The sequence below is a fragment of the Undibacterium sp. WLX3042 genome (assembly GCF_049544825.1).
Classification (GTDB): domain Bacteria; phylum Pseudomonadota; class Gammaproteobacteria; order Burkholderiales; family Burkholderiaceae_D; genus Undibacterium.
On record NZ_CP186698.1, the window covers coordinates 3,569,381 to 3,593,584 of the forward strand.

General features: G+C 49.3%; 23 protein-coding genes and 2 pseudogenes. 15 read left to right on the forward strand and 10 right to left on the reverse strand.

The window, feature by feature from the left end; translation table 11 throughout:
• Positions 1-46: 46 nt before the first annotated feature.
• The 3 genes from parA (at position 47) to ACPAOP_RS16270 (ending at position 1,447) form a co-directional block, all read left to right on the forward strand.
• Positions 47-676, forward strand: a complete 630-nt coding sequence (gene parA, locus ACPAOP_RS16260; RefSeq protein ID WP_423708720.1) for a ParA family partition ATPase — start codon at positions 47-49, stop codon at positions 674-676.
• The gene (locus tag ACPAOP_RS16265; RefSeq protein ID WP_423708721.1) at positions 673-903 is read left to right on the forward strand and encodes a hypothetical protein; all 231 of its coding nucleotides are present in this window, start codon (positions 673-675) and stop codon (positions 901-903) included. The genes parA and ACPAOP_RS16265 overlap by 4 nt, the downstream gene beginning before the upstream one ends.
• 274 nt (positions 904-1,177) lie before the next feature.
• Positions 1,178-1,447, forward strand: a complete 270-nt coding sequence (locus ACPAOP_RS16270; protein ID WP_423708722.1) for a hypothetical protein — start codon at positions 1,178-1,180, stop codon at positions 1,445-1,447.
• Positions 1,448-1,504: 57 nt separating this feature from the next.
• Here the strand turns inward: ACPAOP_RS16270 and ACPAOP_RS16275 are convergent, their stop codons facing one another.
• From ACPAOP_RS16275 to ACPAOP_RS16300, 6 genes are read right to left on the reverse strand one after another with little or no spacing between them, the layout of a single operon-like run.
• On the reverse strand, positions 1,505-2,992 hold the full coding sequence (locus tag ACPAOP_RS16275; RefSeq protein ID WP_003056103.1) for an efflux transporter outer membrane subunit: 1,488 nt from the start codon (positions 2,990-2,992) through the stop codon (positions 1,505-1,507).
• On the reverse strand, positions 2,979-3,452 hold the full coding sequence (locus tag ACPAOP_RS16280; protein WP_003056106.1) for a cytochrome c: 474 nt from the start codon (positions 3,450-3,452) through the stop codon (positions 2,979-2,981). Before ACPAOP_RS16280 ends, ACPAOP_RS16275 begins: the two co-directional genes overlap by 14 nt.
• Before the next feature lie 28 nt (positions 3,453-3,480).
• Positions 3,481-4,191: an ABC transporter ATP-binding protein gene (locus ACPAOP_RS16285; RefSeq protein WP_186886022.1), complete on the reverse strand. Its 711-nt coding sequence runs from the start codon at positions 4,189-4,191 to the stop codon at positions 3,481-3,483.
• Position 4,192: 1 nt separating this feature from the next.
• The gene (locus ACPAOP_RS16290; RefSeq protein ID WP_423708723.1) at positions 4,193-5,398 is read right to left on the reverse strand and encodes an ABC transporter permease; all 1,206 of its coding nucleotides are present in this window, start codon (positions 5,396-5,398) and stop codon (positions 4,193-4,195) included.
• A complete protein-coding gene (locus ACPAOP_RS16295) occupies positions 5,395-6,546 on the reverse strand; it encodes an efflux RND transporter periplasmic adaptor subunit (RefSeq protein ID WP_186886024.1) in 1,152 nt (383 codons plus the stop codon). The genes ACPAOP_RS16290 and ACPAOP_RS16295 overlap by 4 nt, the downstream gene beginning before the upstream one ends.
• Positions 6,543-7,151 carry a TetR/AcrR family transcriptional regulator gene (locus tag ACPAOP_RS16300; RefSeq protein WP_423708724.1) on the reverse strand — a complete coding sequence of 203 codons (609 nt, stop codon included), beginning with the start codon at positions 7,149-7,151 and terminating at the stop codon, positions 6,543-6,545. The genes ACPAOP_RS16295 and ACPAOP_RS16300 overlap by 4 nt, the downstream gene beginning before the upstream one ends.
• Positions 7,152-7,422: 271 nt before the next feature.
• Between ACPAOP_RS16300 and ACPAOP_RS16305 the strand changes: the two genes are divergently transcribed.
• Complete coding sequence (locus tag ACPAOP_RS16305) at positions 7,423-7,983, forward strand: hypothetical protein (protein WP_423708725.1); 561 nt, start codon at positions 7,423-7,425, stop codon at positions 7,981-7,983.
• A 49-nt stretch (positions 7,984-8,032) separates the two neighbouring features.
• Here the strand turns inward: ACPAOP_RS16305 and ACPAOP_RS16310 are convergent, their stop codons facing one another.
• Positions 8,033-8,182 carry a hypothetical protein gene (locus ACPAOP_RS16310; protein WP_423708726.1) on the reverse strand — a complete coding sequence of 50 codons (150 nt, stop codon included), beginning with the start codon at positions 8,180-8,182 and terminating at the stop codon, positions 8,033-8,035.
• Positions 8,183-9,100: 918 nt separating this feature from the next.
• Between ACPAOP_RS16310 and ACPAOP_RS16315 the strand changes: the two are divergent.
• The 7 genes and pseudogenes from ACPAOP_RS16315 to ACPAOP_RS16345 all read left to right on the forward strand — a co-directional run.
• A pseudogene (locus ACPAOP_RS16315) lies at positions 9,101-9,565 on the forward strand (integrase core domain-containing protein); the annotation flags it as partial.
• A gap of 197 nt (positions 9,566-9,762) precedes the next feature.
• The gene (locus tag ACPAOP_RS16320) at positions 9,763-10,032 is read left to right on the forward strand and encodes a type II toxin-antitoxin system Phd/YefM family antitoxin (RefSeq protein ID WP_423680265.1); all 270 of its coding nucleotides are present in this window, start codon (positions 9,763-9,765) and stop codon (positions 10,030-10,032) included.
• The gene (locus ACPAOP_RS16325; protein ID WP_423680263.1) at positions 10,032-10,361 is read left to right on the forward strand and encodes a type II toxin-antitoxin system RelE/ParE family toxin; all 330 of its coding nucleotides are present in this window, start codon (positions 10,032-10,034) and stop codon (positions 10,359-10,361) included. The genes ACPAOP_RS16320 and ACPAOP_RS16325 overlap by 1 nt, the downstream gene beginning before the upstream one ends.
• A gap of 283 nt (positions 10,362-10,644) precedes the next feature.
• Complete coding sequence (locus tag ACPAOP_RS16330; RefSeq protein WP_423708727.1) at positions 10,645-14,121, forward strand: DEAD/DEAH box helicase; 3,477 nt, start codon at positions 10,645-10,647, stop codon at positions 14,119-14,121.
• Positions 14,122-14,136: 15 nt separating this feature from the next.
• Positions 14,137-14,913: a hypothetical protein gene (locus ACPAOP_RS16335; RefSeq protein WP_423708728.1), complete on the forward strand. Its 777-nt coding sequence runs from the start codon at positions 14,137-14,139 to the stop codon at positions 14,911-14,913.
• Positions 14,914-15,213: 300 nt separating this feature from the next.
• Positions 15,214-16,298, forward strand: a pseudogene (locus tag ACPAOP_RS16340) (IS3 family transposase); the annotation flags it as partial.
• A gap of 1,174 nt (positions 16,299-17,472) precedes the next feature.
• Positions 17,473-17,664, forward strand: coding sequence for a hypothetical protein (locus ACPAOP_RS16345; protein ID WP_423710046.1), 192 nt, complete (start codon positions 17,473-17,475; stop codon positions 17,662-17,664).
• A gap of 78 nt (positions 17,665-17,742) precedes the next feature.
• Here ACPAOP_RS16345 and ACPAOP_RS16350 read toward each other — a convergent pair whose 3' ends face one another.
• Entirely contained in the window at positions 17,743-17,883 is a 141-nt protein-coding gene (locus tag ACPAOP_RS16350) for a hypothetical protein (RefSeq protein ID WP_423680150.1), read from the reverse strand.
• Positions 17,884-18,219: 336 nt separating this feature from the next.
• On the opposite strand from ACPAOP_RS16350, the gene ACPAOP_RS16355 reads away from it, so the two are divergent.
• Positions 18,220-20,061, forward strand: a complete 1,842-nt coding sequence (locus tag ACPAOP_RS16355) for a DEAD/DEAH box helicase (RefSeq protein WP_423680151.1) — start codon at positions 18,220-18,222, stop codon at positions 20,059-20,061.
• A gap of 47 nt (positions 20,062-20,108) precedes the next feature.
• Here ACPAOP_RS16355 and ACPAOP_RS16360 read toward each other — a convergent pair whose 3' ends face one another.
• Positions 20,109-20,363 carry a hypothetical protein gene (locus tag ACPAOP_RS16360; RefSeq protein ID WP_423680152.1) on the reverse strand — a complete coding sequence of 85 codons (255 nt, stop codon included), beginning with the start codon at positions 20,361-20,363 and terminating at the stop codon, positions 20,109-20,111.
• A 2-nt stretch (positions 20,364-20,365) separates the two neighbouring features.
• Between ACPAOP_RS16360 and ACPAOP_RS16365 the strand changes: the two genes are divergently transcribed.
• The 3 genes from ACPAOP_RS16365 to ACPAOP_RS16375 all read left to right on the forward strand — a co-directional run bounded on the left by ACPAOP_RS16365 (position 20,366) and on the right by ACPAOP_RS16375 (position 23,514).
• Positions 20,366-21,991 carry an ATP-binding domain-containing protein gene (locus tag ACPAOP_RS16365; RefSeq protein ID WP_423708729.1) on the forward strand — a complete coding sequence of 542 codons (1,626 nt, stop codon included), beginning with the start codon at positions 20,366-20,368 and terminating at the stop codon, positions 21,989-21,991.
• Between the two features lie 79 nt (positions 21,992-22,070).
• Entirely contained in the window at positions 22,071-22,652 is a 582-nt protein-coding gene (locus ACPAOP_RS16370) for a hypothetical protein (protein WP_423680154.1), read from the forward strand.
• 589 nt (positions 22,653-23,241) lie between these two features.
• On the forward strand, positions 23,242-23,514 hold the full coding sequence (locus ACPAOP_RS16375) for a hypothetical protein (RefSeq protein ID WP_423680155.1): 273 nt from the start codon (positions 23,242-23,244) through the stop codon (positions 23,512-23,514).
• Between the two features lie 15 nt (positions 23,515-23,529).
• On the opposite strand, the gene ACPAOP_RS16380 is transcribed toward ACPAOP_RS16375, so the two are convergent.
• On the reverse strand, positions 23,530-24,114 hold the full coding sequence (locus ACPAOP_RS16380) for a hypothetical protein (RefSeq protein WP_423680156.1): 585 nt from the start codon (positions 24,112-24,114) through the stop codon (positions 23,530-23,532).
• Between the last annotated feature and the right edge of the window lie 90 nt (positions 24,115-24,204).

The following is a 24,204-nucleotide window of genomic DNA, read 5'->3' on the forward strand; positions in this document are numbered from 1 at the left end:
TTTTTCTGTGAAATTACAGTGTCGCAAAAATACAAAAGGGTAAAACATGATTTTCGGAATTCTGAATCAGAAGGGCGGCGTAGGGAAAACGACTCTGAGCGTCAACCTGGCCGCATGCTTGGCCCGCGCCGGCCACCGCGTGCTGCTGATCGATGCCGATCCGCAAGGGAGCGCCTTGGATTGGGCGGCTGCTCGCCAGGGTGAACCGCTCTTTACCGTTGTCGGCTTTCCTCGGCCGTCCATCCACAAGGAAATCGGCTTGATGGGGAAAGGTTACGACCACATCGTTATCGACGGACCGCCCCGCGTCACCGACCTGGCCCGCTCTGCCATCATGGCGTCCGATATCGTTGTTATCCCGGTCCAGCCTAGCCCCTATGACATTTGGGCCGCCGATGAAGTGGTCAAGCTGATCGAGGAAGCCCGCGTATACAAGGAGAGCATTAAATCTGCTTTTGTGGTTAATCGTAAAATTACAAACACGGCAATTGGCCGTGACGTGCGCGAAGCGCTGGCGGCCTACCCCGTCCACGTCCTGCAGGCGAGCGTCACACAGCGCGTGGTATTCGCGGAAGCCGCCGCCCAGGGACAGGCCATTTTTGAAATCGACGCAGCCGGTCCGGCCGTGGCCGAAATCGAGGCCGTCGCTGCTGAACTGATGGAGTACGCAAAATGAATAAGAAAATCGCCTTCGGCACCAAGCCGACCAATAAACCAGCTGTAGCAGCCGATGCCTGGGTCGATGACCGCTCGACCGCCGGCGAGGCCGAGGCTATGAAGCGCCTGACCATCGACATCCCGGAAAGCCTCCACCGTACGATCAAGACTCAATGCGCGATGCGCGGGTCGAAAATCGCGGACGAAGTGCGCGAGCTACTTTTGCAGAAATACGGTAATGCGTAAAACATGAAATACAGTTATACGATTGAGCAACGTGCCGCCGAGCTGGGCGGCGGCTGATCGAGGACGGCGAGGAAGTGGGCGGCGGCGTGTTTCCGCCGGTTGAAGGCATGGAAGGGGCGACCACAGGATTCGGAAAAAATAGTACGCTAAGCTCAAAAAATCACAGCTGAGCACCTGGGGTTCCAGGTGCAACGGAACGGAGAACCGGGTTAGTCTTGGTTTGATACACCCGCGTGTTAGGATTTTACTTACCTCAATCTCAAAAAACTATCTCATGACAACTACAGTCCCTACCACGCTGGACCTTCAAGATATCGCGGAAGTAGCTACCTTCATCTCTGCTAGAGAGGTGAATCGCCACTTAGCCCTTGGCTGGTTGTTGTTGGGTCTGTCCAGCGATCAACACTCTGAACATGGTTATACGATGAAGTACCATCTTGGCTGGCGTCGCAGCTTGGGCGAAACCAAGCGAGCTGAGTCGGATATGGACGTTTGGTTGAACGAGCAAGACAAGGCTGTCGAGTCTGCGCAAGAACAGAAATAGTTCCAAGAATTCGTTTAAGGGACGGCAGGCTACTCAAAGTCAGGATGAAGTATAGCCTTAACTGACACCACCTCCCAGGGCCTGATATAAAGCAACACTATCGACTAGGCGTTGTGCCTGGGCCGCAACCATATTGATCCGGATTGACTGTGCCTGTTGCTGCGCGATGAGCAGTTGCAGGTAGCTGGCCGCGCCCAGCCGGTATTGCCGCTCGACCGACTGCAAGGAGGCCTGTGCAGCCATATCAGCGGCAGCGAGGGCAGTCAAAGTTTGTGCATCGCTTTCCACCGCGCGCAGGGTGTCGGCGACGTTACGCAAAGACTCCAATACGACGCTCTGGTAATTGGCTGCGGCGGCATCAAAAGCGGCGAGCGCCGCTCTTTTTTCAGCGGGTAGCCCTGGATTAAAAAGAGGCTGGGTGAGCTGCGCAACCAGGCCCCACACTGCCGAGCCACCACCGAACAGGGTACCGGTGGTCAGCGCTTGAGAGCCAAGGTTGGCGCTCAGGTTGATCTGTGGGTAGAGCTTGGCGACAGCCACACCATAGTCTGCATTGGCCGCATGCAACAGCGCCTCTGACGCCTGGATATCCGGTCGGCGGCGCACCAGTTCTGAGGGCACGACGAGCGGCATCTCGACGGGCAGAGTGAAATCGGCCAGAGTGAAGGCCGGGATGCCACCCGTGCCTGGGGCACGACCGGCTAGCACCGCCAGTAGATGTTCGGTTTGTTGCAGTTGTTTACGCAGCGCAGGCAGTTCTGCCCGCGTTTGCTCCGCCTGAGCTTGTAGGCTCAACGCTTCATCAGGTGAGGCCTGACCGATACGCACGCGTTCATGGGCTAGGCGCAGTTGCTCATCCTGCACGCGCAAAATGGCAGTAGTGGCTTCTAGTTGCGCGGCGAGGCGTGCTCGGGTAATGGCAGCGGTTGCCATGTTGCCGGCAAGGGCCAGGCGCGCAGCATTCAGTTCGAAGCGACGGTAGTCGGCGCGAGCAGCCAAGGCTTCGAGTGCGCGCCGGTTGCCGCCAGCCAGATCGAGGTTGTAATGCACGCCAACGCTGGCGTTGTAGAGGCTGAATTGACGTGCGTCTCCGCTCAACCCTTGGCTACTGGGACTCATTTGCTGGCGCTGAGATCCCAGTGCGACATCTACCTGTGGATATTGCGTCGAGCCCGCCTGTGCGGCAAGAAGCTCCTGCGCCTGTCGCAAATTGGCGCTGATGCTCGCCAGCGTCGGGCTGACATGGAAAGCTTCGTTGATCAGTCCGTCGAGTGTGGATGAACCCAAGCTTTGCCACCATTGCGTTTCGATCGGAAGCCCTTCGACTAGACGTTGTGTTTCGCCGAACTGCGTGGGAGCGGACGCGGTTCTATCAGCCACCGGTGTTGCAGTGTAGCGAGCCACATCGGGTGCGGTGGGACGCTGAAAATCAGGGCCGGCGGCGCAACCGGCCAGACCGGCGGTGACCAGACCAGCTACCAGGTAAGTTGCCGCAAGCCGTCTTTCGAGGCTGATGGGGCGCTGGCATGTTTTAGCGTGCTCCATAAAAATGCTCCACGAAAGGTTTACGGAAAGCTTGGTGGCAGCCCAAGCAGCTTTCCTGCACGTGGGCGAATGATTGGATCACCGCCTTGCCGTCGCTGCTCGCAGCAGCCAGCTTCATGGCCAGCGCCGCCTCGTGAGTCTGCGCGTCAAAGTTTCTGAACTTGGTCGCATCAGCGCCGAGGTAAGCAAGGATGCGCATTTTTTCAGTAAGCGGTGGCTCGGGGTGTGCAGCAACTTTTGGGGCGAGCTGAACGACCTGAACCCATTCCTCCTGCGAAATCGCACCGGTAATAGCCTGCATGTTGCGCCCGAGTTCCTGCATGATCTTGCGTAGCGCCAGTGGCTCAACCTGGGTAGCGTCACCAGCCCAAGCTGGCAACTGAAAACCCCATAGAAGCAGGCAGGCCGTAACGGTCAGGGTGATAGTTCCAAATGCGTGGCTGTGTTTGCGGTGGGTCATGAAATTCTCCTGTAATTCAATCGTTCTCTCATTCGAATCCTCGCCCTTCGCCCGCTTCCTCATGGGTCACGCCGTCGCGGATGTGGTAGATGCGCTTGAAAGTGGGGATGATTTTTTCGTCATGGGTGACGACGATGATGGCGGTCTCGAACTTGCGGGCCATGTCGTTGAGGATGCGGATCACAGCCATGGCGCGCTCACTGTCGAGGGGAGCCGTGGGCTCATCAGCCAGAATCACCGGCGGGCGATTGACCAAGCCTCGCGCAATGGCGGCTCGTTGCTGTTCACCACCGGAGAGTTGCGAGGGCATGGCACGAGCCCGGTGTTGCACATCGAGCGCGGTGAGCAGTTCCAGTGCCTTCGCGCGCGACTCCCCATTCGCGACGCCTGCAAGCATCGGCAGTAGCGCCACGTTGTCGGTGACATCGAGAAACGGAATCAGGTATGGTGCCTGGAATACGAAACCAATCTTGTCCCGTCGCAAGGCACGCAAGTCGCGGACTTTCCAGCCATCGTCGTAGATCACTTCATCGCCCAGCGTCATGCGACCAGCGGTCGGTTCGATCACCGCACCCAGACATTTGAGCAGCGTGCTCTTGCCGGACCCGGAAGGGCCGATCAGCCCCACCACTTCACCTGGCGCAACATGCATATTCACGTCTTTCAAGGCAAAGACAGCGGTGTCACCATCGCCATACCGCTTGCTCAAACTTTCGATGTGGATGCCTTTGCCACTCATCTCAACCTCCAATGGCTTCGGCCGGATCGACCTTGAGTGCCATGCGAATGGCGACGATGCTGGCTAGAACGCAGATCACGAGCACGGCGAAAAAACCGGCGATGGAGTCGAACGGCATCAGCAGTACGTACTTGGGAAACAGCGGCGCTGAGAAAGTGGCTGTGATCTTGCCGACCACGAAACCAATCACGCCCAGGGCGATCGCCTGCTGCATGATCATCGCGGCGATGGTTCGGTTGCGTGTGCCGATGAGCTTCAACACCGCGATCTCGCGGATTTTGTCCATCGTCAGCGAATAGATGATGAAGGCAACGATGGCCGCGCTAACGATGGCCAGAATCACTAAGAACATGCCGATCTGCTTGGCCGAGGTGGCGATCAACTTGCCGACGAGGATGTCTTCCATCTGTGCCCGGGTGTAGACCGTCAAACGCTTCCAGCGCCGGATGGATTCGGCAACCTCGTCCGGCGCATGGCCAGGTTTCAGAGTGACCAGCACTGCATTGACGAACGCGTTGGTGCTCTGTGAAGCAATCACGGCATCCAGCAAACCAGTAACACCGGGTCGATTGAAGGCCGGGTTGGCTTCGGTGCGACGCCGGCTTTGCCAAATGGCGTCGTTGTCCTTGAGGAACTGAGCCTCTTGGGCATCCTTGAGCGGAATGAATACCATCGGGTCGCCGCTGGACGACACCATGCGCCGTGTCAGCCCCACGACGGTGTAATGATTTCGGCGAATGGCAAGACGATCTCCCAGTTTGAAGCCGGTGGCGATGTCGGCCACCGCCTCATAGTGACCGCGCGTGATCTGGCGTCCAGCGACGAGATAAGGAGGCCATCCGGGTGTAGCCCCCAACGCACCGGGCGCGATGCCGACCACCATGGTGCGTACATCACTCTCGCCCTTGCGTACCTGCATGGTCAGGTAGGTCACGTTCGCTGCCTGTGAGACTCCCGGCATGGCGAGAATGGCGCGATACACGTCATCGTTGAGGCTGGACGACTCCGCATAAGGACCCAGAGTATCCTTTTGCACCACCCAAAGGTCAGCGCCACTGTTGTCGAGCAACGCCTTGCCGTCGTCCACCATGCCTCGGTACACCCCAGCCATGACCAGGGTGACGCCGATCAGCAGACCCAGACCGATGCCGGTGAAGACGAATTTTCCCCAGGAATGGAGAATGTCACGGCCAGCCAGACTGATCATCGTGATACTCCGGGGATGCGCTCGACCACCTGGATTCGGCTACGCGAAGTTAGCGCCTTTTCGCTGTAAACAATGAACTGGTCGCCGTTCTTGAGTCCGTCACGCACCTGCACACTGCCATCAAGGTCGGAAGCGCCGAGCGTGACGGGCGTGAAGTGCAGATCGCCATTGACGATTTGCCAGACGCCGAGCTTGTCGCCTTCACGTTGTACAGCGGCGTTTGGTATCACCAGAGCGACGGAGAGCGCCGGCATATCGAGCGTGACTTCGGCCAGTTCACCTAGTGGCGGCGTGGGTTCGGGGTGGGTATCGAAGATCACCTTGGCCAAGGTCTCCTCGGTCACCGCATCGGCCTTGGGTTCCATCCGCAGCACGCGGCCCTTCAATACTTGTCCGCTGCGTGAACGCAGCGCGATGCGCGCGGGCAGTCCTGCAACAAGTCCTGATGCACTGCTCTGATCGAAGCGTACATTGATCCACAAACTCTTGGGGTCGATCACCTCCACCACGGCTTGGCCTGCGACGATGGTCGTGCCAGGATCAGCATCGCGCACGGTGACTACACCGTCAACGGGGGAAATCAAGCGCAGATTGTTTCGCTGCGCCACCAATGCCTCGCGATCAGCTCGGGTACGGGCAAGGTCTTCGCGCGCTGCAGAAAGTGAGGCATCGGCGATCATCAGTTCCTGCCGTTTGGTAGCGACGATTTCCTCGCTGGTCGAGCGCACCGCAAACAATTGCTCATAGCGGCGCGCCTGGGTTTGCGCGTAGGCTTGCCGGGCTTCTGCCTCGCGCAAAGCCGCTTCCGCCCGCTTGAATACAGACTCCTGTGAGCGCACCCGATCATCAAGGTCGACCGGCTCCATCTCGCCGAGCACCTGTCCGGCCTTGACCTGGTCGCCTACATGCACCTCCAGGCGTTTGACGCGCCCGGCAAACGTCGGCCCGATCTTGTAGGTGTAGCGCGCCTCCACCGTGCCGATGCCGAACAGCGCCGGTGTGATAGCCCGTGATTCCACGCTTGCCACCGTCACAGCGACCGGGGCGAGCGGCCCTGATCGCAGACCGACATAAATAAAAAGCACCAGCAAAGGAATGATGACGGCAAGCAGCGCCAGGGTGCGGCCTTGCAAGGGTAACTTTTTCATTGCGCACTCCTTATGCCATGCCGATAAATTGCAAAGACGCGCGGCGCATCGCGGTGCATACGTCCCACATCACCCGCCAACAGCGATTGCATGACCAAGCCCTGGATCGTGCCAATGAACAGCGTTGCCGCCGCCTCGTTGTCAAGCGAGGGAGACAACTCGCCGCTGGCCTTGCCTTTCTCGATGAGACGATGCAAACGTTCGCCGTAGCGCTGAATCAAGGTTTGCACCATGCGCTTGGCCGGTGTCGATTCGGCACGCTGAAGCTCACCAAACATCATTCTTGGCACGCCTGGGTGCTCAGCTACGAATTCGATATGACTCATGAACATCGCCTCCATGGCTGCCAAGGGCGACTCGATTCCTTGTGCGGATCGATCGATTCTGGCTAATAGGCGCTCTGCTACCCACTCCATGACCGCCTGCCAAATGGCTTCCTTGTTCGGGAAGTGCCGAAACAGCGCACCCTGGGTCAAGTTCATGTGTTTAGCGATAGCCGCAGTGGTTATCTCGCTTGGGTTTTGTGAACCGGCAAGCGCCACGACGGACTCGACAGTTACGGCACGACGTTCATCGGCCGGCAGATGCTTTGGATGGGTGTCCACGAGCACTCCTTGTAAGATAGTAATTGATTACTATCTTACCACAAGAGGCAACTCAAACAAGAGAAAACCCGACGTACTCGTCAATATCTAGAGTCTGCAATGGGCTTAACGTGCTTTATTTTCCGTTTTCTGAGACGTCCCCAATATCGCATGTTGTAGGACTTACGGGACACTTTATACACCGAAAGACATCGTTTAAATAAATTACATGACATCATCTAATAAGTTCAGTATGATATCAAGTATCTTGTTAAAAAATGGAGAAATTATCATGCAACAGATGAAAGCCGCAAAAAAACTGATTGAAGAATGGGCAGAGTCGTTAAATTTATCTAATACACTTGGTGCTATGCCTTTCCACCTAAAAAAAATTATTGATGGGAAAACATACAACACAGAAACAGCGACGCTGTTAACAACGTATAGTTACGACAATACGCGGGAGGACTACGCGCATTTTTGGGAATATCTTTATCAAACAAAAGCAGGGAAGTTTTTTTTGGTAGGCGAAGGCATGAGCGAGTGGACGCCGTACTGTGCCAGGATACCTGGCTGCAATGAATATGCAAGGGGATACATCTTACTTCCGCTTGAACTTGATCAAGTTAAAAAATGGTTAGAATTTAGAGGCTTAGTAGACGACTATGAATACATTTTTGGCTGTCCTACTGAGGCCGAGGGCGATAGATCTGCAACATATACTTTTACTTTGCGTATGCCCAGTTTGCTGTCGCAAAACTTAAAAGATTCACTGCAAGAAAAAGAGTCGATTCAATCTTTCATTCAAAAATCGATCGAGTCAGAAATTTTAAGGCGTCGGCAAATTCGTTGATGCTACTGATTATCGACAATTGGCCGCTGTATAGCAGCGGCCAATTGGATTAGTTGTTGCCATTCTTGACGACCGATAAACCGCTGCCAGGCGTGTTGCTGTCGTCGTGGGACACAAAAATGGCCGCAGTGGTCGGCGATCTGAGAGCGCGCAGACGGTCGCTGTTTTTCGATAATACGGTGCGGATAGTCGTTTGCAAGCTGTATTGGCCGCAATCGTCATAAATTCCGGAATGCCAACATTAATCAATTGACCTTGTTTGAACTGCTCAACCGTCGCTTTAGCGTATGGACTTCCCCTAATTTTGTAGAGAGCACTTAACTTCCAAATTGGCGTTGCTCGAATGCTAGGGGACTCATTTGATTGAGATAAGCGGCCAAGGCCAATTTCTGTATCGGCGTGATGCCGCCGATGGAGATTTGAGGTGATAAAAAACAATAGATTTATGCAGAAATCATCGAGAAATACACGGTGTTTAACTACAAAGCTGTGCCTATCGGTGTGAAAATGGAATAGGCAAAAGGCCAAAATTTCCTCTGTCGCCGGTTTGCGGTGATAAAAAACAATAGTTGTTTGCAGAAATTGCGAAATGGGTGATGAAAGTCCCCACTTGTGCTTGTGCTGGTTAGACTTGCGGCGATAAAAACCAATAGGTTTATGTAGAAATTACGGAAACGGCTGTCAAAATGCCCGCCTTTCGACACACTAGTCAGAACTGAGGTGATAAAAAACAATAGATTTATGCAGAAATCATCGAGAAATACACGGTGTTTAACTACAAAGATGTGCCTATCGGTGTGAAAATGGAATAGGCAAAAGGCCAAAATTTCCTCTGTCGCCGGTTTGCGGTGATAAAAAACAATAGTTGTTTGCAGAAATTGCGAAATGGGTGATGAAAGTCCCCACTTGTGCTTGTGCTGGTTAGACTTGCGGCGACAAAAACCAATAGGTTTATGCAGAAATTACGGAAACGGCTGTCAAAATGCCCGCTTTCGACACACTAGTCAGAACTGAGGTGATAAAAAACAATAGTCTGTTTGCAGAAATATGCAAGTGGTGTGAAAAAACAATAGGTGTTTTGCAGATCGGTGATAAAAACCAATAGTTAAATTGCAGATCAATGGACTTTGTCTTCGATCGGACTGCCGAAGGCCGTGCGATCAAGTGTTTGACCATCGTGGATGATGCTACGCATGAGTCGCTTGCTGTCGTGGCAGAACGCGCTATTGGAGGATATCCTTTGACACGGATGTTGGATCGGTGAGGTTTCAAGCGAGGTCTTCCCAAGATAATTCGAACTGACAATGGCAAAGAATTCTGCGGTCGTGCCATGTTGACCTGGGCACACCGTCGAGGAGTGCAACTTCGACAGATTGAGCCGAGCAAACCGAATCAAAACGCGTACATCGAGTCATTTAATGGAAGATTACGGGATGGATGTCTCAACGAACACTGGTTCGTCAGCTTGGCCCATGCCCGCACTGTAATTGAACGCTGGCGGAGGGAATGCAACGAGGAGCGACCGAAGAAATCCTTGGTGGGGCTGACGCTAGGCAACTGGCCACGAAAGCGGCTACATTAACCCCTGACTCTAAAGCTGGTTGCTACTGAATACGGGGAGACGTCGAACTCCGAGAAATGCTTTTCATCTCAATGAGATATTAGTCAGCAACTCTGAGATCCCACGGGATAAATAGTTGGTGAATTTACATTAATGCTGTACGTAGGACTGAATTAGAACTAAAATTAGTCCAATTCATTGGTAATAGAGGTCGAATCATGAAATTCTCCACACAGGTAAAGCCTATCAGCTACCTCAAGAGTCACGCTGCTGAAATCATCAAAGACATTACAGAAAATCGTGAGCCAATGCTCATTACGCAAAATGGTGAAGCCAAGCTGGTGGTTATGGATGTGAAGAGCTTTGAAGAACAAGAAGAGACGCTCGCACTGTTAAAAATTCTGGCACTCGGTAATCGTGAAATTGAACAAGGCAAATTCCGCGCCGCTGAAGATGTGTTTGCTGACCTGGATAAGGCCGATCACTGATGGGCTTTAAGGTCGTTATCCTCGATTCGGCTGAGCAAGATCTGAAAGAACTCAGAGCCTATATCCTCAAAAATTTTTCTGTTGAAACCTGGCGCACTACCTACGCCAAGATAAGAGAAGCGATCCGCAATCTGCAAAATTTTCCGCAGGCGGGATCTGTTCCAGAAGAAATTGAAAAGCTCAACCTCTCGCAATACCGGCAAGTTGTATCTGGTATGAACCGGGTTATTTACGAAGTACGGCAGGATGTTATTTATGTTCATGTCGTTGTCGATACCCGGCGCGATATGAATGCATTGCTGACGCGACGACTATTGCGAATCAACTAATAATACGCAATTCTTGTAATGAACATATTTCAATACGAATCAAAAATTTGGGCAACCGCTGACTTACATCGCAGCTTTGGCATTAAGGTGGACTTTCTCTAATTTATTATCCATTTAATACTATCTAAAAATGAGATGAATTTCCAAGTTGACATGAAGGTTCTAGGTAAATGCAGTGATTGACTCTAAAGTCCAGATCAAACAGGCGTCGGTGGGGCGTTTATCGGCACTCCCATGTTTTTTTAAATCTCCCGGATTTTGGAAGGGAGCACTAGATCCGCGCTTGTCTATAGAAGAATCAGCACGGTTCAAGGCTCTCAGGGAATTCTCCTCCAGTCACCAATGGGGTGTGATCAATCCTGCTGGTCTCTCATCGTCACTCCCAAGTGGTACCGAGTTGACGGTTATCGAATTAGGGCTAGGTCTTCTACAGAGAGGCGCTTGGACACCGTGTAGCTGGATGGTGGAGCAGGACATTGCACATCGAATGCAAAAATCTGGTTTGTGCCAATTTAGTGATTATCCTAGCCGCTCCGGCCTCCTTGGTTTTGAACCTAAAGAAATTCAAGCCGAAAGACTAAAACTCACTCTTACGTCTGGCAGACTCCAAAGTGAAGTTGAGCCTAGTGCAATTGACCATATGTGGGTCATGGCAGAAAAAAATACGGGAGTAGAGGGAAGTTCAGCCGAGCGGCAATTTTTTGACGAAGTTCTAGTCCCGGTTTTGGGGTTTCCGCTTTTGGATTATCTCCAGTTCCAAAGTAACCTCAGCGACTTAGGTGTAGAGAGTTCATTCTTCATACGCCAACGGACGGATTTCTCAATTGATACCGGGCGCGGTCTTAGGTTAGTAATCGAAATCGATGGGAGGCAGCACTACGAGCAAGAGGCGCAAAGGCAACTAGACCACGCCCGCGATGCTGCAATTAAAAAATGCCAGTGGAAGATCTGGCGGGTTCCAGTCTCAGAAATGAGAGATATTCATGCTCTTCGACTAAAGCTAAAAGAGCTTTTACGTTCGGTTGAAGGTGGAATATGGGCAACAGACATCAGTACCGCTGCTCGGAGAGACGTAGAGGTCATGAGTTCCGTTTGGGGCGCTACTATCATAGCGCGTATCCAATTTTTGCTGCTGGTCGCTATAAAGCAAGGTGTACTGAATTCGGATCGTCCATGGAAAATATATGTTGAGGAAGCGGAGACAGATGTTGCGGAGTTAGCGGTTCGCGATTTCATTGGATGGTTCGGTCGAATGCGGGGTTTGTACGGCCTCGCGGACCTTCCCCACATCGAATTAGTTACTTCAATTTGTGATGGTATAGATTTGTGTATCGCTATCTCTTGCACAAATCCGTACTTCGAAGGTTCATTGAATAATCAGTTTAACGCGTTCTCGCGACCGATGAATCGGGATGTCGAGGAGCCCAGATTGATTTTTCATTCAAGGGGATATTTACCTTTACCACCTGAGCAAGAACTACTTCAGTCATTTGCACAAGACTTCTTTCGAAAGAGTGAACTGAGAGAGGGGCAGTACGAAATATTAAGTCGAATTTTGATGGGGCAGGACGCTGTTGGTTTGCTTCCAACCGGAGGAGGAAAAAGCCTTACCTATCAGCTAGCATCATTGCTTTTACCGGGCGCAACTCTATATGTGGCTCCGTTAAAGTCGCTGTTGCAAGACCAATATGAACGCCTAAAAGTAGATGGAGTTGATAACTGTGGCTTTATCTCAAGTGCTCTTAATACCGACGAAAGGAAGCGTCAAGAAGTTAGGTTTATATCGGGTAGCATGCGAATGCTACAAGTTGCCCCTGAGCGCTTCCTCATGGCTAACTTCCGGAGTTTATTAAGCGATTACCAGTCTAACTTCGGACCAATTGCTCAAGTTGTTGTAGACGAGTGTCATTGCGTTAGCGAGTGGGGACATGATTTCCGACCTTCATACCTCAGCCTGAGTCGCATAGTTCGCGATAGGACTGCACGATTAAACAATTCTGCGCCGGTTGTTGCATTAACAGGAACTGCGTCAAGCATCGTGTTGGATGACGTTTGTCGTGAGTTAGGTATTTCTGAATCTGCCGCAGTTATCCGGGCCAAGAGACTCGACCGACCAGAATTGGAATTGCAATTTAAGAAAATTCCGTTGTCCGAAAAATCAGTTGCGCTCGGCGAAGCAGCGGCTAATTTTCTCGATGAATTCCGAGAGGCCACCGACGGTATGTTGGTGTTTACAAGACATGTGAACGGTTCATACGGTGTGCTTGAAATTGCTAATAATTTGGCGAAGACGCTTCAACTAAAAGTAGGCGATGGAATTAGGGTATATTCAGGTGAACGACCTAAGGCTATGCTTAATGTTGTTACGGCTAGTGATTGGGATAAACAAAAATCGCAAGTGCAAAGGGATTTTATTAGCCTTCGCGATAAAAATAGCTTCAAGATTCTCGTAGCGACATCAGCTTTTGGAATGGGAATTGACAAACCATCAATTCGTAAAGTGATTCATTATTTAGCACCACCGTCACCGGAGGCTTACTACCAGGAGGTTGGGCGTGCTGCGCGTGACAGGAAGCCGGCAGTCGCGCTTATGCTATTTTCTGATGAACTAGCTGAGAAAACAGACATTATTCTGTCGCCGCAGACAGAAATTGAACAGGCGAAAAAAATATATCATGCCATTCCAAGGCATGCTCCAGTCGGCGATTTCATAACTATGTTTTACTTTCATTCTGCTCGCTTTGCCGGCGTAGACGAAGAAGTTAATGCCGCCATAAAAGCTCTGTCTTCACTTAAAAAATTGGTAGACGCTAGCAAATCGGTCGTCCTAGGATACAGCTCTGACAAAGCAAATAAGACGTGGAATGCGCAGGCTACGCTTGAATATTCCCTTGTTCGGCTAATTCACCTCGGAGTAGTCTCGGACTATACAAAAGATTTCAATTCAAAAACGTTCGATATAGCTGTTTCAAAAGATTGGCGCGAGGCAAGAGAAGATTTGGACGCCTATAAAGAATACTTCTTGAATAAATTCGAAGCCTACGTAAAAAGATATGAGACTCGAAGAGTTGGACCATTGGTGCAGGAGCTACTTTCCTCTGTTACCCACCATGAAGTAGAAAAGTCTGTGATGACTGCTATCGTTCGTTATCTCTATTCGCAAATTGAACGTCGTCGTCGAACTTCTACTCGGTCAATGTTGGAGCTTGCGCGTGAAGGTGTTACGAATATCGAAGAAGCACGGAAAAAACTTCTTTTTTACTTGCAAGCAAGTGATAAATTTACGCACGAGTTAGAGCAGATTGCGAAAGGTGGAGAGGATGCGCTGAATTGGGAAAAAATTTCAAGTTCAGTGGAGGCGCCTGTTGAAGTTGACGAGCTGCATGGCGCGGTATCAAGGGTGCTTGAAAGTTATCCAACACATCCGGGACTCTTATTTCTAAGTGCGATTTCCCGACGGAATCCTTCATTTGTAGAAAAAGAGCGATCGAGGGAAGAGTTTGAAGCCAGCCTGAAGATTCTTACGGAATTATCTCCTGATTCAGCAGCTGACGCGGCAGAGGATGCTCTCACTGCTTGTAGTAATTTTGATGTTGAATTGGCTGTTTATTTGAAGGTTGTTTATGGTGCTTGGTGCTACAGACACTTCGGTGCACGATTCGCTCTATTGCATATTGGCAAGGATCCAGTTGCAACGATGAGCATTGTTAATGAAATGCTTTCAAAGGCAAACCAGGGATTGCCAGAGATGCTAATTTAATAGTAAGGATACATTTTGGAAAACGAAGTGCAAATTTTGGTGGAAGCAGCTGAGCAACTTGAAGCACTTAAGGTGACCCTTGCGGAGCAGCAAGGGCTTTCGACTACGTTACGCGGTTTAACTGAGTCGGTAGGAAATGTAGCCTCACAAGTTTCTATGATTCCTGACGCATTAAAGCTAGTAGTAACAAAGGCGGAAGAAGTTGGAAAAAAAATCATAGAGGCAGGAGGTAAAGTTGATGCGCTAAAGGATGGCATCCCTTCTGTGATTGAAAGAATCGAACGTTCAGATGTCGGGAGGTCGATTGACGCATTAACGGCTGATATTTCTGGTAGTCGAGATGACCTAATGAAGTTTCGTGAGTCGGTGCGTGATGTTGAAAACGTTGTTGATCAGTTTAGAAGCGCGAACGATGCTGTTATTTCGCGTCTGTTGTTGGAGTTGGAGCAAAGTAGGGCATTGCAAGAAAAGGTTGATACATCTGTAACGGCCTTGAGTTCAGCGCTTATTCCCAGATTAGAAGTAATGGAGAAGCTCGTAGCAAACACAGCGTTGGAAGTGAGAGAAAGCGCAGAAACGACCTGTAAAATCATGGCAAGTGCAATTGGCTTGTTAAAGGGAATCAACGAGAACCAAGCGACTTCATTTAAGGCTATTGAGAAGCGGCTCGATATGTTAACGCGTCAAGAGATGTCTCAAGTTCACCAAGAGTTAGAGGTTATTGTGGATCAGATAAAGCGACAAGGGGAAAGTATCATTGCGTTATCCAAGAAGAAAGGCTTCTCTTTCTAACTTGCCTATTCAGATTATGTGCTGCCTATTTGGTAGCATTGACCAGCTCTCCAAATTAGGAGGGTAGCACGGCACCGATAATTCACTTGATTGAAAAAGCCACCTAGCGCGAGGCGCGGTGGCTTTTTTTGCCTATCGCCTTTGTGCGAAATTATGTTTGAATGCATTTACAGCTGCTAGATGACCTATGGTTTTCCTGCTCGCAATTCGTAATCGAAGTCTCCCATTGTAGTGGCATACTGAATTTGGCCACCTGATTAGAGGTGTTATGCTGCACCTCGTAAGCAATTAGGTGACATGATGAATAAAAAAACACGACCAACATTCAGTCCTGAATTCCGTCTCGAATGTGCGCAGCTTGTACTGAATCAAGGCTATTCCGTTGTCAAAGCCGCTCAAGCAATGAATGTGGGCAAATCGACCATGGATAAGTGGGTTCGGCAATTACGTAAAGAGCATGCTGGAGTAACGCCCAAAGCGACACCGATGACGCCGGACCAACTCAGAATTCGTGAATTAGAAAAACGTCTGAAGCAGGTCGAGCTGGAGAAAGAAATATTAAAAAAGGCTACCGCTCTCTTGATGTCGGACTCGCTGAACAATTTAAGATAATTGCTCAGCTCAAAGAGAGCTACGCTGTGGCACAGTTGTGCCGTACGTTTGAAGTCCATCGAAGCAGCTTTAAAGCCTGGAAACGCACTAAGCCAATCAGGCCAGAGCAGGTGCAGCGTTTAAGTAAAGTGCGCGAATTGTTTAACGCCAGCAATGGTTCTGCAGGCTCACGCAGTATTGCCACGATGGCCAGTGCGCAAGGCATCCAAATGAGTCGCTATCTGGCAGCCAAGTACATGAAGCAGCTAGGGTTTACGAGTTGCCAGCAGCCGAGTCATGCGTACAAAAAGACTGGGCGTGAGCGCATTGAAGTACCTAATTTGTTGGCGCGTCAGTTTGCAGTTGTTCAACTCAATCAGGTTTGGTGCGGCGATGTAACGTATATTTGGGTGGGCAACCGTTGGGTGTATCTGGCGGTGGTGATGGATTTATTTGCCAGAAAGCCAATTGGCTGGGCCATGTCGCTCTCGCCCGATAGTGATTTAACCTGCAAAGCGCTCATTCATGCATTTGAAAGCAGAGGTCGACCTGAAGGAGTGATGTTCCATTCTGACCAGGGCAGCCATTACAGCAGCGTAAAGTTCAGGCAATTATTATGGCGATGCCAAATTCAGCAAAGCATGAGTCGACGAGGTAATTGCTGGGACAATAGCCCGATAGAGCGTTTCTTCAGAAGCTTGAAAACGGAATGGGTGCCAGAGATTGGCTACAGCTCTTTTGCGCAAGCTGAGCGGAAAATACTGGATTACATACTGGGCTACTACAGCCAGCTCAGTATTACTAGAGTTTTGAGGTGATAAACAACAATAGGAATTTGCAGAAATTGCTGAAAGGGCAGTAAAAACCCAGTCCTTTCGATGTCCAGCGACGATTTGAGGTGATAAAAAACAATAGGTTTATGCAGAAATCATCGAGAAAGTTATAGAAATCGCAATCCTAAGTGATGTCGCATATATTCCGGCGATAAATAACAATAGATTTATGCAGAAATCATCGAGAAATACATGGTGTTTAACGACGAAGCTGTGCCTATCGGTGCGAAAAAACAATAGGCTGTTTGCAGAAATTAGCCTGAGGTGTGAAAAAACAATAGGCTGTTTGCAGAAATTTGCCAGGGGTGTGAAAAAACAATAGTTTCTCTCGTTAATCATCTCTTCCACTCAGAAATTTGGCTGCCCTCCTATTTTTTACTTTAAAATCAAGTTGATTATCCTAATAATCAACATAGTAAAATTAGTTCATTTTTGAGCTATACTTTTTCCGAGGTAAATGTCGCAGGGTCTCTTTTCCATTGAAAATCAAACACTTAATTTCGAAATTCACTTAACTCTGAATTTTGTTCAGCTAACTCTGAATTTTTCTGTTGAAATACATTTCGTCCCTTTTTATCGGAGTTCATCTATTGAAGTAAAACTCACCCAATTTGGGAAGACAAAGTATCCCACTTCAGTTCACTCGAGTGTTCTAACGATAAAAATATCGGTTATTGCCACAGAGCCCTCAATTGCCAAAAAGGTGAGATGAAGGATTAAATCCTATAAATTGTTCAATGAGATGTTAAATTTTGAGTTTTTTGGAATTCTAAGAAACTAAGTCTTAAGAACTCTACGCGTTACAAGTTATTTTTACTTTTATCTGACACCTGTGTCTGAAGTAGTTAAGTATGGATGACCACAAAAATCCATCAAATCTCGCACCATTGCAGCGTGGGCCGGACATGGACTGAGGCCGCCAGAAGGCGATAACAGCTTTTTGGAATATGCGGTGGCGATGATGGATACGAGAAGCTTGGAGTTGAAAGATATTTTTTCGGATGAGAACAACCGCCCCTCTCGGGAAGATTTCAGGCAAGCAGTGAAAGCGGAATTTGACGCACTTTGCAACAAAATTAAAGATTTATAGTGCGTTATCTCCTGCACTATTCTGGCTTCTAGTGAATGCACACCATTGGATCATTCATCCTGTCCGAATAGCATCGAGGTATTGCCGTACCACGAACAAGTCGGACACATTGCCAGACAACATTCTGGCCAAGGCCTGATGCACCGGTATAACTGGATACGGCCACATCAGTTCAATCAAGGACTGGCACCGGCCGTCACTGAAGAAAAACTTAACGTAGTGTCCGGGATGGGTTGACCACTACACCAAAATTTCAGTGTCAGATGAACAAAATTCAGATTTAAGTGAATTTCGACATTTGTTCTACTACCGAAGTCAGGAAATTTTGTGATCAGTTTTATTCAAAACTGAATCGGTGACGCCACAGAGAAGTCTCCAAACAGCAATTAAAGGCGAAAAAAAACCGCGAGGAGTTTCTTTTGCCGCAGAAATAAAACCATCCCAAAATTCTTTCATTTTGCTATCTCCCTTATCGCCAGGTAGCTAGATTAAATTACTCACCGAACGATAAATACAATATCTGCGCAGAATACGGCCTTTTTCAGCATTTTCATAAGTCACCGAATATATCATCTGTAATACACTCCATACTATTAAATACTTTTCTTTATAAGACGGCGAAATGCTATCAAACGGAAATGCTCGATACGTCACATGCAATAAATTGACATATTAAATGCGAACAAAAATGTCTTTCCATTCTTGATACACACTTGTTCGAATAACATTTCCAAAAAGTGTTAATTTTATAATTACACGTGTAATATGGTCTGTCTGAATGAAAGCTTTTTTATGGCAACTCTTATTCCTGCGATAGGTTCATGTTCCTCCAGAATGACACCAGGCGAACGACGATTTGCGTTCCGGCTTGAAGAAAAATTGGAGGCTGATTACCTGTGCTGGTATGACGTCTCCATTGGGGAAAAAACCAAACACCCAGATTTTATCGTCTTTCATCCTAGTCGCGGATTGTTAGTGCTAGAAATAAAAGACTGGAAACTCGATACCATACAGAGTATCGATAAACAAAATGCCAGCATCCTCACCAGTCAAGGACTAAAGCATGTTTTGAATCCGCTAGTGCAAGCTCGTCAATACATGCTTGCAGTCACAAACCTATTAGAACGAGACCCACAGCTAATATGGCCAAGTGGATCGTTAAAAGGGAAAATTGCTTTTCCATACGGACACGGTGTTGTATTGACCAATATCAGTCGCAAGCAATTCGACAGTACCGATATCTGCGAAGTCGTTCCGCCCCATCTTGTCATTTGTCAGGATGAAATGACAGAGAGCGTTGATGCTGAGACATTTCAAAATCGCCTTTGGGAAATGTTTCCAATCAAATTCACCAGAAAACTCTCGCTACCTCAAATTGACCGTATTCGTTGGCACATGTTTCCAGAGATCCGAATCGACGCCCAGCAAGATATGTTTGAAGTTACGGGGCAAAAGATGACTGAGATTCCTGACTTATTACAAGTGATGGATCTGCAGCAGGAGCAGTTGGCTCGCAGCCTTGGCGAAGGTCATCGGGTCATACATGGAGTAGCAGGATCAGGAAAAACAATGATATTAGGCTATCGAGCAGAACACCTTGCGAAACTATGTCAACGTCCGATTTTGGTTCTTTGCTATAACAAGACCTTAGCTACAAAACTTGGCAGCACTATTAGGCTAAAAGGATTACAGCACAAGGTTAGCGTGGTTAACTTCCACGCTTGGTGCGTTCGCCAACTGAATGCGTATCACGTTGGAACACCACCTCAGAACGAAAACAAAACCGACTTTTTTGAAGCATGCGTTGAAAGGCTCATAAAATCGGTCGACAATAAACTCATCCCGTCCGCGCAATATGATGCGGTATTAATCGATGAGGGTCATGATTTCAAGCCTGAGTGGTTCAAGCTGATTGTACAAATGATTCACCCAGAGTCGAATTCCTTACTTGTGCTCTACGATGATGCTCAATCAATTTACTCTAAAAAGAAAAAACTACGATTTTCTTTCTCAAGCGTTGGTGTGCAGGCTAAGGGGCGGACCACCATACTTAAGCTAAATTATAGAAATACAGCTGAAATTTTATCTGTGGCACGGGCATTTGCAGATGACTTACTATCGGAAAATGATGCAGAAGACGATCAAGCTCCCACGCTTCTACCAATGAGCACGGGGCGCAGGGGGCCAAAGCCGTTGTTGATCAAACTTCCATCGTTAATTGAAGAAGCAGACTATCTTGCAGAGAGGTTGATTGAAGCGAACAAAACAGGAACTGCATGGAACGATATTGCCATTATTTGCAGGCACTATTACATCGGTAACATGCTCATAGATAGGTTGAAGCGAAGAAATATTCCATATGAGTCACAAATGGGTAGAAGTAACCCGTTTAATCCCGAGAAAAACAGCGTAAAGCTGATCACAATGCATAGTAGTAAGGGACTTGAATTTCCGATGGTTTGTATTCCTGGACTTGGATCAGGCACTTTTTCTGAGGAAGATTTACAAGACGAGGCGCGCTTAATTTACGTTGCAATGACTAGGGCGACGCATGAGTTAATCATGACGCATGGTGAGTCTACTGTATTCATTGAGAAAATGCAGAAAGCCATGCAAACGCTGCAATACGTATAAAGACATTGGTTGACCACTGCATAAAAAACGATAATTAAATGTCTGATTCATTTTGATTGGTGAAAAAAAAACAATAGGTGTTTGCAGATGGACAGGCAATTTATTGACCACGCTGCTCGACCGAGATTGAATGCGAGCACAGTGGCGTTGATGCCATGAGCATCGCCTGCGATAGGGCGGCTGGCATTTAGCTGCTGACCACCTTGCACTTCAAGTTGTTTTTTCTCCAGCGTGCAATCGATAGTTGCAATCGGTAAGTGAATATGTTGATAATGGAAAATATTGCATTTTTTATTCAGCATTCATGGCCGACCTCACTCCCAGTAATCTCCCTCCCCTACGCACCGACGCCGGACGTTACCGCGAGTTAGAAGTGCTGGAGCGTCTGCGCGACTACATGCCGGCAGGATTCGAAGTCTTTCACGGCGTCGAGCTCCACTCGGTTCACGATGACCGAGACAGTTATGGCGAGATCGACCTGATCGTACTAGCGCCAGATGGCTGCCTGCTACTACTGGAAATCAAGGCCGGTCCCGTGCTCCTGCGCGATGGCGAGATCTTTAAGATCTACGCCGATGGCATCAGCGATGTGGCGCGCCAAGGCAAGTACCAGCGTAGTGCAATCCTGCATCGCTTGCGTGAAGCCAAGCTCGAAACACCATTGCTGTGCTGCTTGGTGCTACCCGATTACGATCTGGGTGACAGCCAGGTGGTGTCTATTCCGCGTGAGCGCATCATCGACGCGCCCCGCTATCCGGAGATGGTGTCGACCGTGTGTAGCTGGCTGGGAGCGGTACACAGCCAGGTCGACCGTCCTGCATTGCGCCGCCTGCTGCTCAACCAGTTCCGCGCAGTCCCGACAGTCGATGTGCTGCGCGATCAGTTGCAGGGAACTGTGCGGCACTTGGCCGATGGCCTTGCTACTTGGGTGCCGCGCATTGGTTCGCCGTCAGGCGCCTTTCGTATACAGGCCACTGCTGGTTCGGGCAAGACCCAGCTCGCCCTGCAACTGCTGGAGAACGCTGCCGCGGCTGGTAAGCATGCCAGTTACGTTTGCTACAACCGTAGCCTTGCAGACCATGTCCGCCACATCGCCACAGCCCGCGTGGAAGTGCTCAACTATCACGAACTGTGCGTTGACCATTACCGCCGCACTAATGGAGAGCCGGTCTTCAACGCAGAGGGATTCGAGGCCGTGACTCAGGCCTACCTCAACGCCAGCTCGAACTTTGCGCCTTCTCTCGACCTGCTGATCATCGATGAGGCCCAGGACTTCGACGCAGACTGGGTGGCAAGCCTGTGCAGCCGCCTTAAGCCCGGCGGACAACTGTATGTACTAGAAGACCGCGACCAGCGCCTTTACCAGCAGCGCGAATTCGAGATTGGCGACGCCGTCACCATCGATTGCCGCGACAATTTCCGCAGCCCCCGCATGATCTGCGACCTGATCAATGCACTAGCGCTGGTCAGTCCGCCCGTTCGGAGCATGAATCCGTACAAAGGCCATGTGCCCGGCATCCAGACTTATAGCTCGGACGAGCAACTGGTGGACGCTACGATCGCCGCAGTGCAAAACCTGCTGGGACGTGGATTTTCCCTGCAGGATATCGTCGTCGTGAGCGGACGCGGACGCGAAAAGTCAGTTATGACCAGGAAGACGACGCTGGGTCCTTACTCCATTAGGCATTTCACCGGCGAATACGACAGTAATGGCGAGCCGTGCTGGAGCTCGGGAAATCTGCTGGTCGAATCCGTGTATCGGTACAAAGGACAGAGTGTGCCCGCGGTCGTCATCACGGAGTTCGATTTCGCCGAGCTTGACGACACGGCGCGGCGCAAGCTGTTTGTTGCGCTAACGCGGGCACAAATGGCGGCAGAGTTGGTGTTATCAGTCACGGCAGAGCGATGTCTGGTGGCTGAACTTTCTTAATAAAATCAAGGTGTTGTCAGAGTGTAAGAAATGACAATCCCGTCAAGTCTCAGAACAATTCAATCATGGGAGTTTTAATTTGAAACTTTACAGAGCCGTCGCGCGTCAACTTTACGAAGAAGGCAAAATAATCCGGCGCAATCCAGGAAGGCGTTTACCCAGTAATATCCCCTATCTCGTCGATAATCTGCTGGAGTTCGCCCGGCCATCGGACAAGCCATCGCGCCGCCACTCAGTCTACGCCAGCCCAACACCGCAGCTTGCCTTGCAATATGCTGTGGCTGGCGGAGCGGACCGAGCAGCTTATCTTGTCTGCGAGTTGCGGTGCAAAGCACCACCGGCGATCATGCAATTGACGAGCCAGGACGCGAAACTGCACACCGATGTCCTTCATCTGCAGCAGTTCGTCAACGATCGGGTGCGCGACATGAGCATGTCGTCGATCGAGGACAAGCTCAACCTGGCGCCACTTTGTTTGCCGGGCGTATTAAAGGAAGAATTGCTGGCCGCGATGGAAAAGTCGCCCTTTTTACATTCGCTGGTCACCGACGCGGCTGAGACAGTGACTTTCTGGAATCCAGCGCCGCAAGATGTCAGCCCCGACGGTGAGTTGTTTTTCGAGCTTACCGACGACAACTATTTTACTCAACACCCAGTCTGAAGGTTGTGAGAGAAAGATGCGGCGCATTCATAAGTGAAGCGGTAAATTGACTCGGAAGGGTGAGGGATTTGGCGAGATCCCCGCCCTGACTTACGACAACTCTTTGTCTGCAAGTTGTGTGAGTAGTGTTTCAACATCGACTGGCTCGGAAAAATCTCCATCCGTCAGAAGAAGAACTTCCAGGAGCAGTTCGGGATCGAAACCATCCGCCTGATGGCTGATATTGTCAACGAGTTCTTCCTAAATATTGATCAGTGGAATCAGAGTTTTCATGTTTTGTTCCCGAGCTCGTTTCTCTGCGCTACGCAGGCGAAACGAGAGATGAGTGGCGTTAGAAATTTAATGAGCAACGACAGTAAAGCTGGATAGGCCATCTAACGCCGAATCAATTTATAGACAGTTTATTAATGTGGGCTCTAAATTGGTTTCGTACTAATTTGGGGGGGGGCAGGTCAGCATCACGCCGATACAGAAATTGGCCTTGGCCGCATAGTCTCTACTTTTAGCGCCTGCTAAAAATGGGGGGGTACCGTGCGGCAATACCTCGATGTAGTACGGACAGGGTGGTCGTGCTGAATGAGGCGAAGTCGTGCATTATCACCATGCTAGTGAAGCGCAAAGACTAAATTTTCAGCAACACTCATACATTTTTTGTGTTCGTGGTAAAGTATTTGCACGGAATGCGTCAATATTTGTAGGAGATTTTGAGATGAAACGCGTTATTCAACAAATCCTGATTGCTGCGAAAGAAACACCTCGAGGTATGTTTGCTCCTATCATTGGTGCTTACAAGGGTATCAAACAAGAATATAAATTGCTGGCAGAGCTTGAGGCGAAAAAAAAATCATCACACTCGATTTAGTAAGCATTTTTTGAATCAATTTAGCTTTATTTTCATTTCTGGGCGTTGATCCAGAGAGCCAATTTTCCACGAATAATCACCTAAAAGACCGAAGAATTTTGGTTGGCTGGTAGTATTGTGAGAAATCACAGTCGCATTTCTTGGAAGACTGACTTCCAATGTCCCATCTATCTTAATCCCAAGTTTGGATAATTCCTGTACATCTTTTGTGGTTAGCTTTGGAGAAGAAATAGTGATGATCCCATCGTTTGCATAAGTGACAGAGAAGAAATCCATCATTTTTAGGTTTTCACCGGCTTTTTTCTTCGCTGAGAGTTTTAACTGATAGCGACCATGTCCTAGATAGTCAGCCGACTGGACCGTTTGATTACTCTTCATCTTGTCAACGTCTGCCTTTAGCATTTCCTCATCCTTTGCTCGCAGAGAACCAGTCCGCCTTTCTTCTGCAGCAGCTAAGGCCTGCATTACCGTTCCCTCGTAGCTAAACGTGTAATTTCCATTCTTGTCAAACTCGGCCTTTGCCTTGAACGATTCTGGAATCAAGCAAGCTGATAGAAGTACGACGCAGGTGGTTACAGTTGCCAATAATTTCTTAGACAAAACATTCCCCTGATTTATAAAATAATAACAATAGCGATGATTATAATTTAATATTTTCTATTTTGACATCCTCCCCTCCCTGAAGGAAGG

Excerpts from the sequence above, each read along its gene's own strand:
- parA (WP_423708720.1), top strand. The coding sequence starts at position 47 with ATGATTTTCGGAATTCTGAATCAGAAGGGCGGCGTAGGGAAAACGACT.
- ACPAOP_RS16265 (WP_423708721.1), top strand. The coding sequence starts at position 673 with ATGAATAAGAAAATCGCCTTCGGCACCAAGCCGACCAATAAACCAGCT.
- ACPAOP_RS16270 (WP_423708722.1), top strand. The coding sequence starts at position 1,178 with ATGACAACTACAGTCCCTACCACGCTGGACCTTCAAGATATCGCGGAA.
- ACPAOP_RS16275 (WP_003056103.1), bottom strand. The coding sequence starts at position 2,992 with ATGGAGCACGCTAAAACATGCCAGCGCCCCATCAGCCTCGAAAGACGG.
- ACPAOP_RS16280 (WP_003056106.1), bottom strand. The coding sequence starts at position 3,452 with ATGACCCACCGCAAACACAGCCACGCATTTGGAACTATCACCCTGACC.
- ACPAOP_RS16285 (WP_186886022.1), bottom strand. The coding sequence starts at position 4,191 with ATGAGTGGCAAAGGCATCCACATCGAAAGTTTGAGCAAGCGGTATGGC.
- ACPAOP_RS16290 (WP_423708723.1), bottom strand. The coding sequence starts at position 5,398 with ATGATCAGTCTGGCTGGCCGTGACATTCTCCATTCCTGGGGAAAATTC.
- ACPAOP_RS16295 (WP_186886024.1), bottom strand. The coding sequence starts at position 6,546 with ATGAAAAAGTTACCCTTGCAAGGCCGCACCCTGGCGCTGCTTGCCGTC.
- ACPAOP_RS16305 (WP_423708725.1), top strand. The coding sequence starts at position 7,423 with ATGCAACAGATGAAAGCCGCAAAAAAACTGATTGAAGAATGGGCAGAG.
- ACPAOP_RS16320 (WP_423680265.1), top strand. The coding sequence starts at position 9,763 with ATGAAATTCTCCACACAGGTAAAGCCTATCAGCTACCTCAAGAGTCAC.
- ACPAOP_RS16325 (WP_423680263.1), top strand. The coding sequence starts at position 10,032 with ATGGGCTTTAAGGTCGTTATCCTCGATTCGGCTGAGCAAGATCTGAAA.
- ACPAOP_RS16350 (WP_423680150.1), bottom strand. The coding sequence starts at position 17,883 with ATGAAAGAATTTTGGGATGGTTTTATTTCTGCGGCAAAAGAAACTCCT.
- ACPAOP_RS16355 (WP_423680151.1), top strand. The coding sequence starts at position 18,220 with ATGGCAACTCTTATTCCTGCGATAGGTTCATGTTCCTCCAGAATGACA.
- ACPAOP_RS16360 (WP_423680152.1), bottom strand. The coding sequence starts at position 20,363 with ATGCTGAATAAAAAATGCAATATTTTCCATTATCAACATATTCACTTA.
- ACPAOP_RS16365 (WP_423708729.1), top strand. The coding sequence starts at position 20,366 with ATGGCCGACCTCACTCCCAGTAATCTCCCTCCCCTACGCACCGACGCC.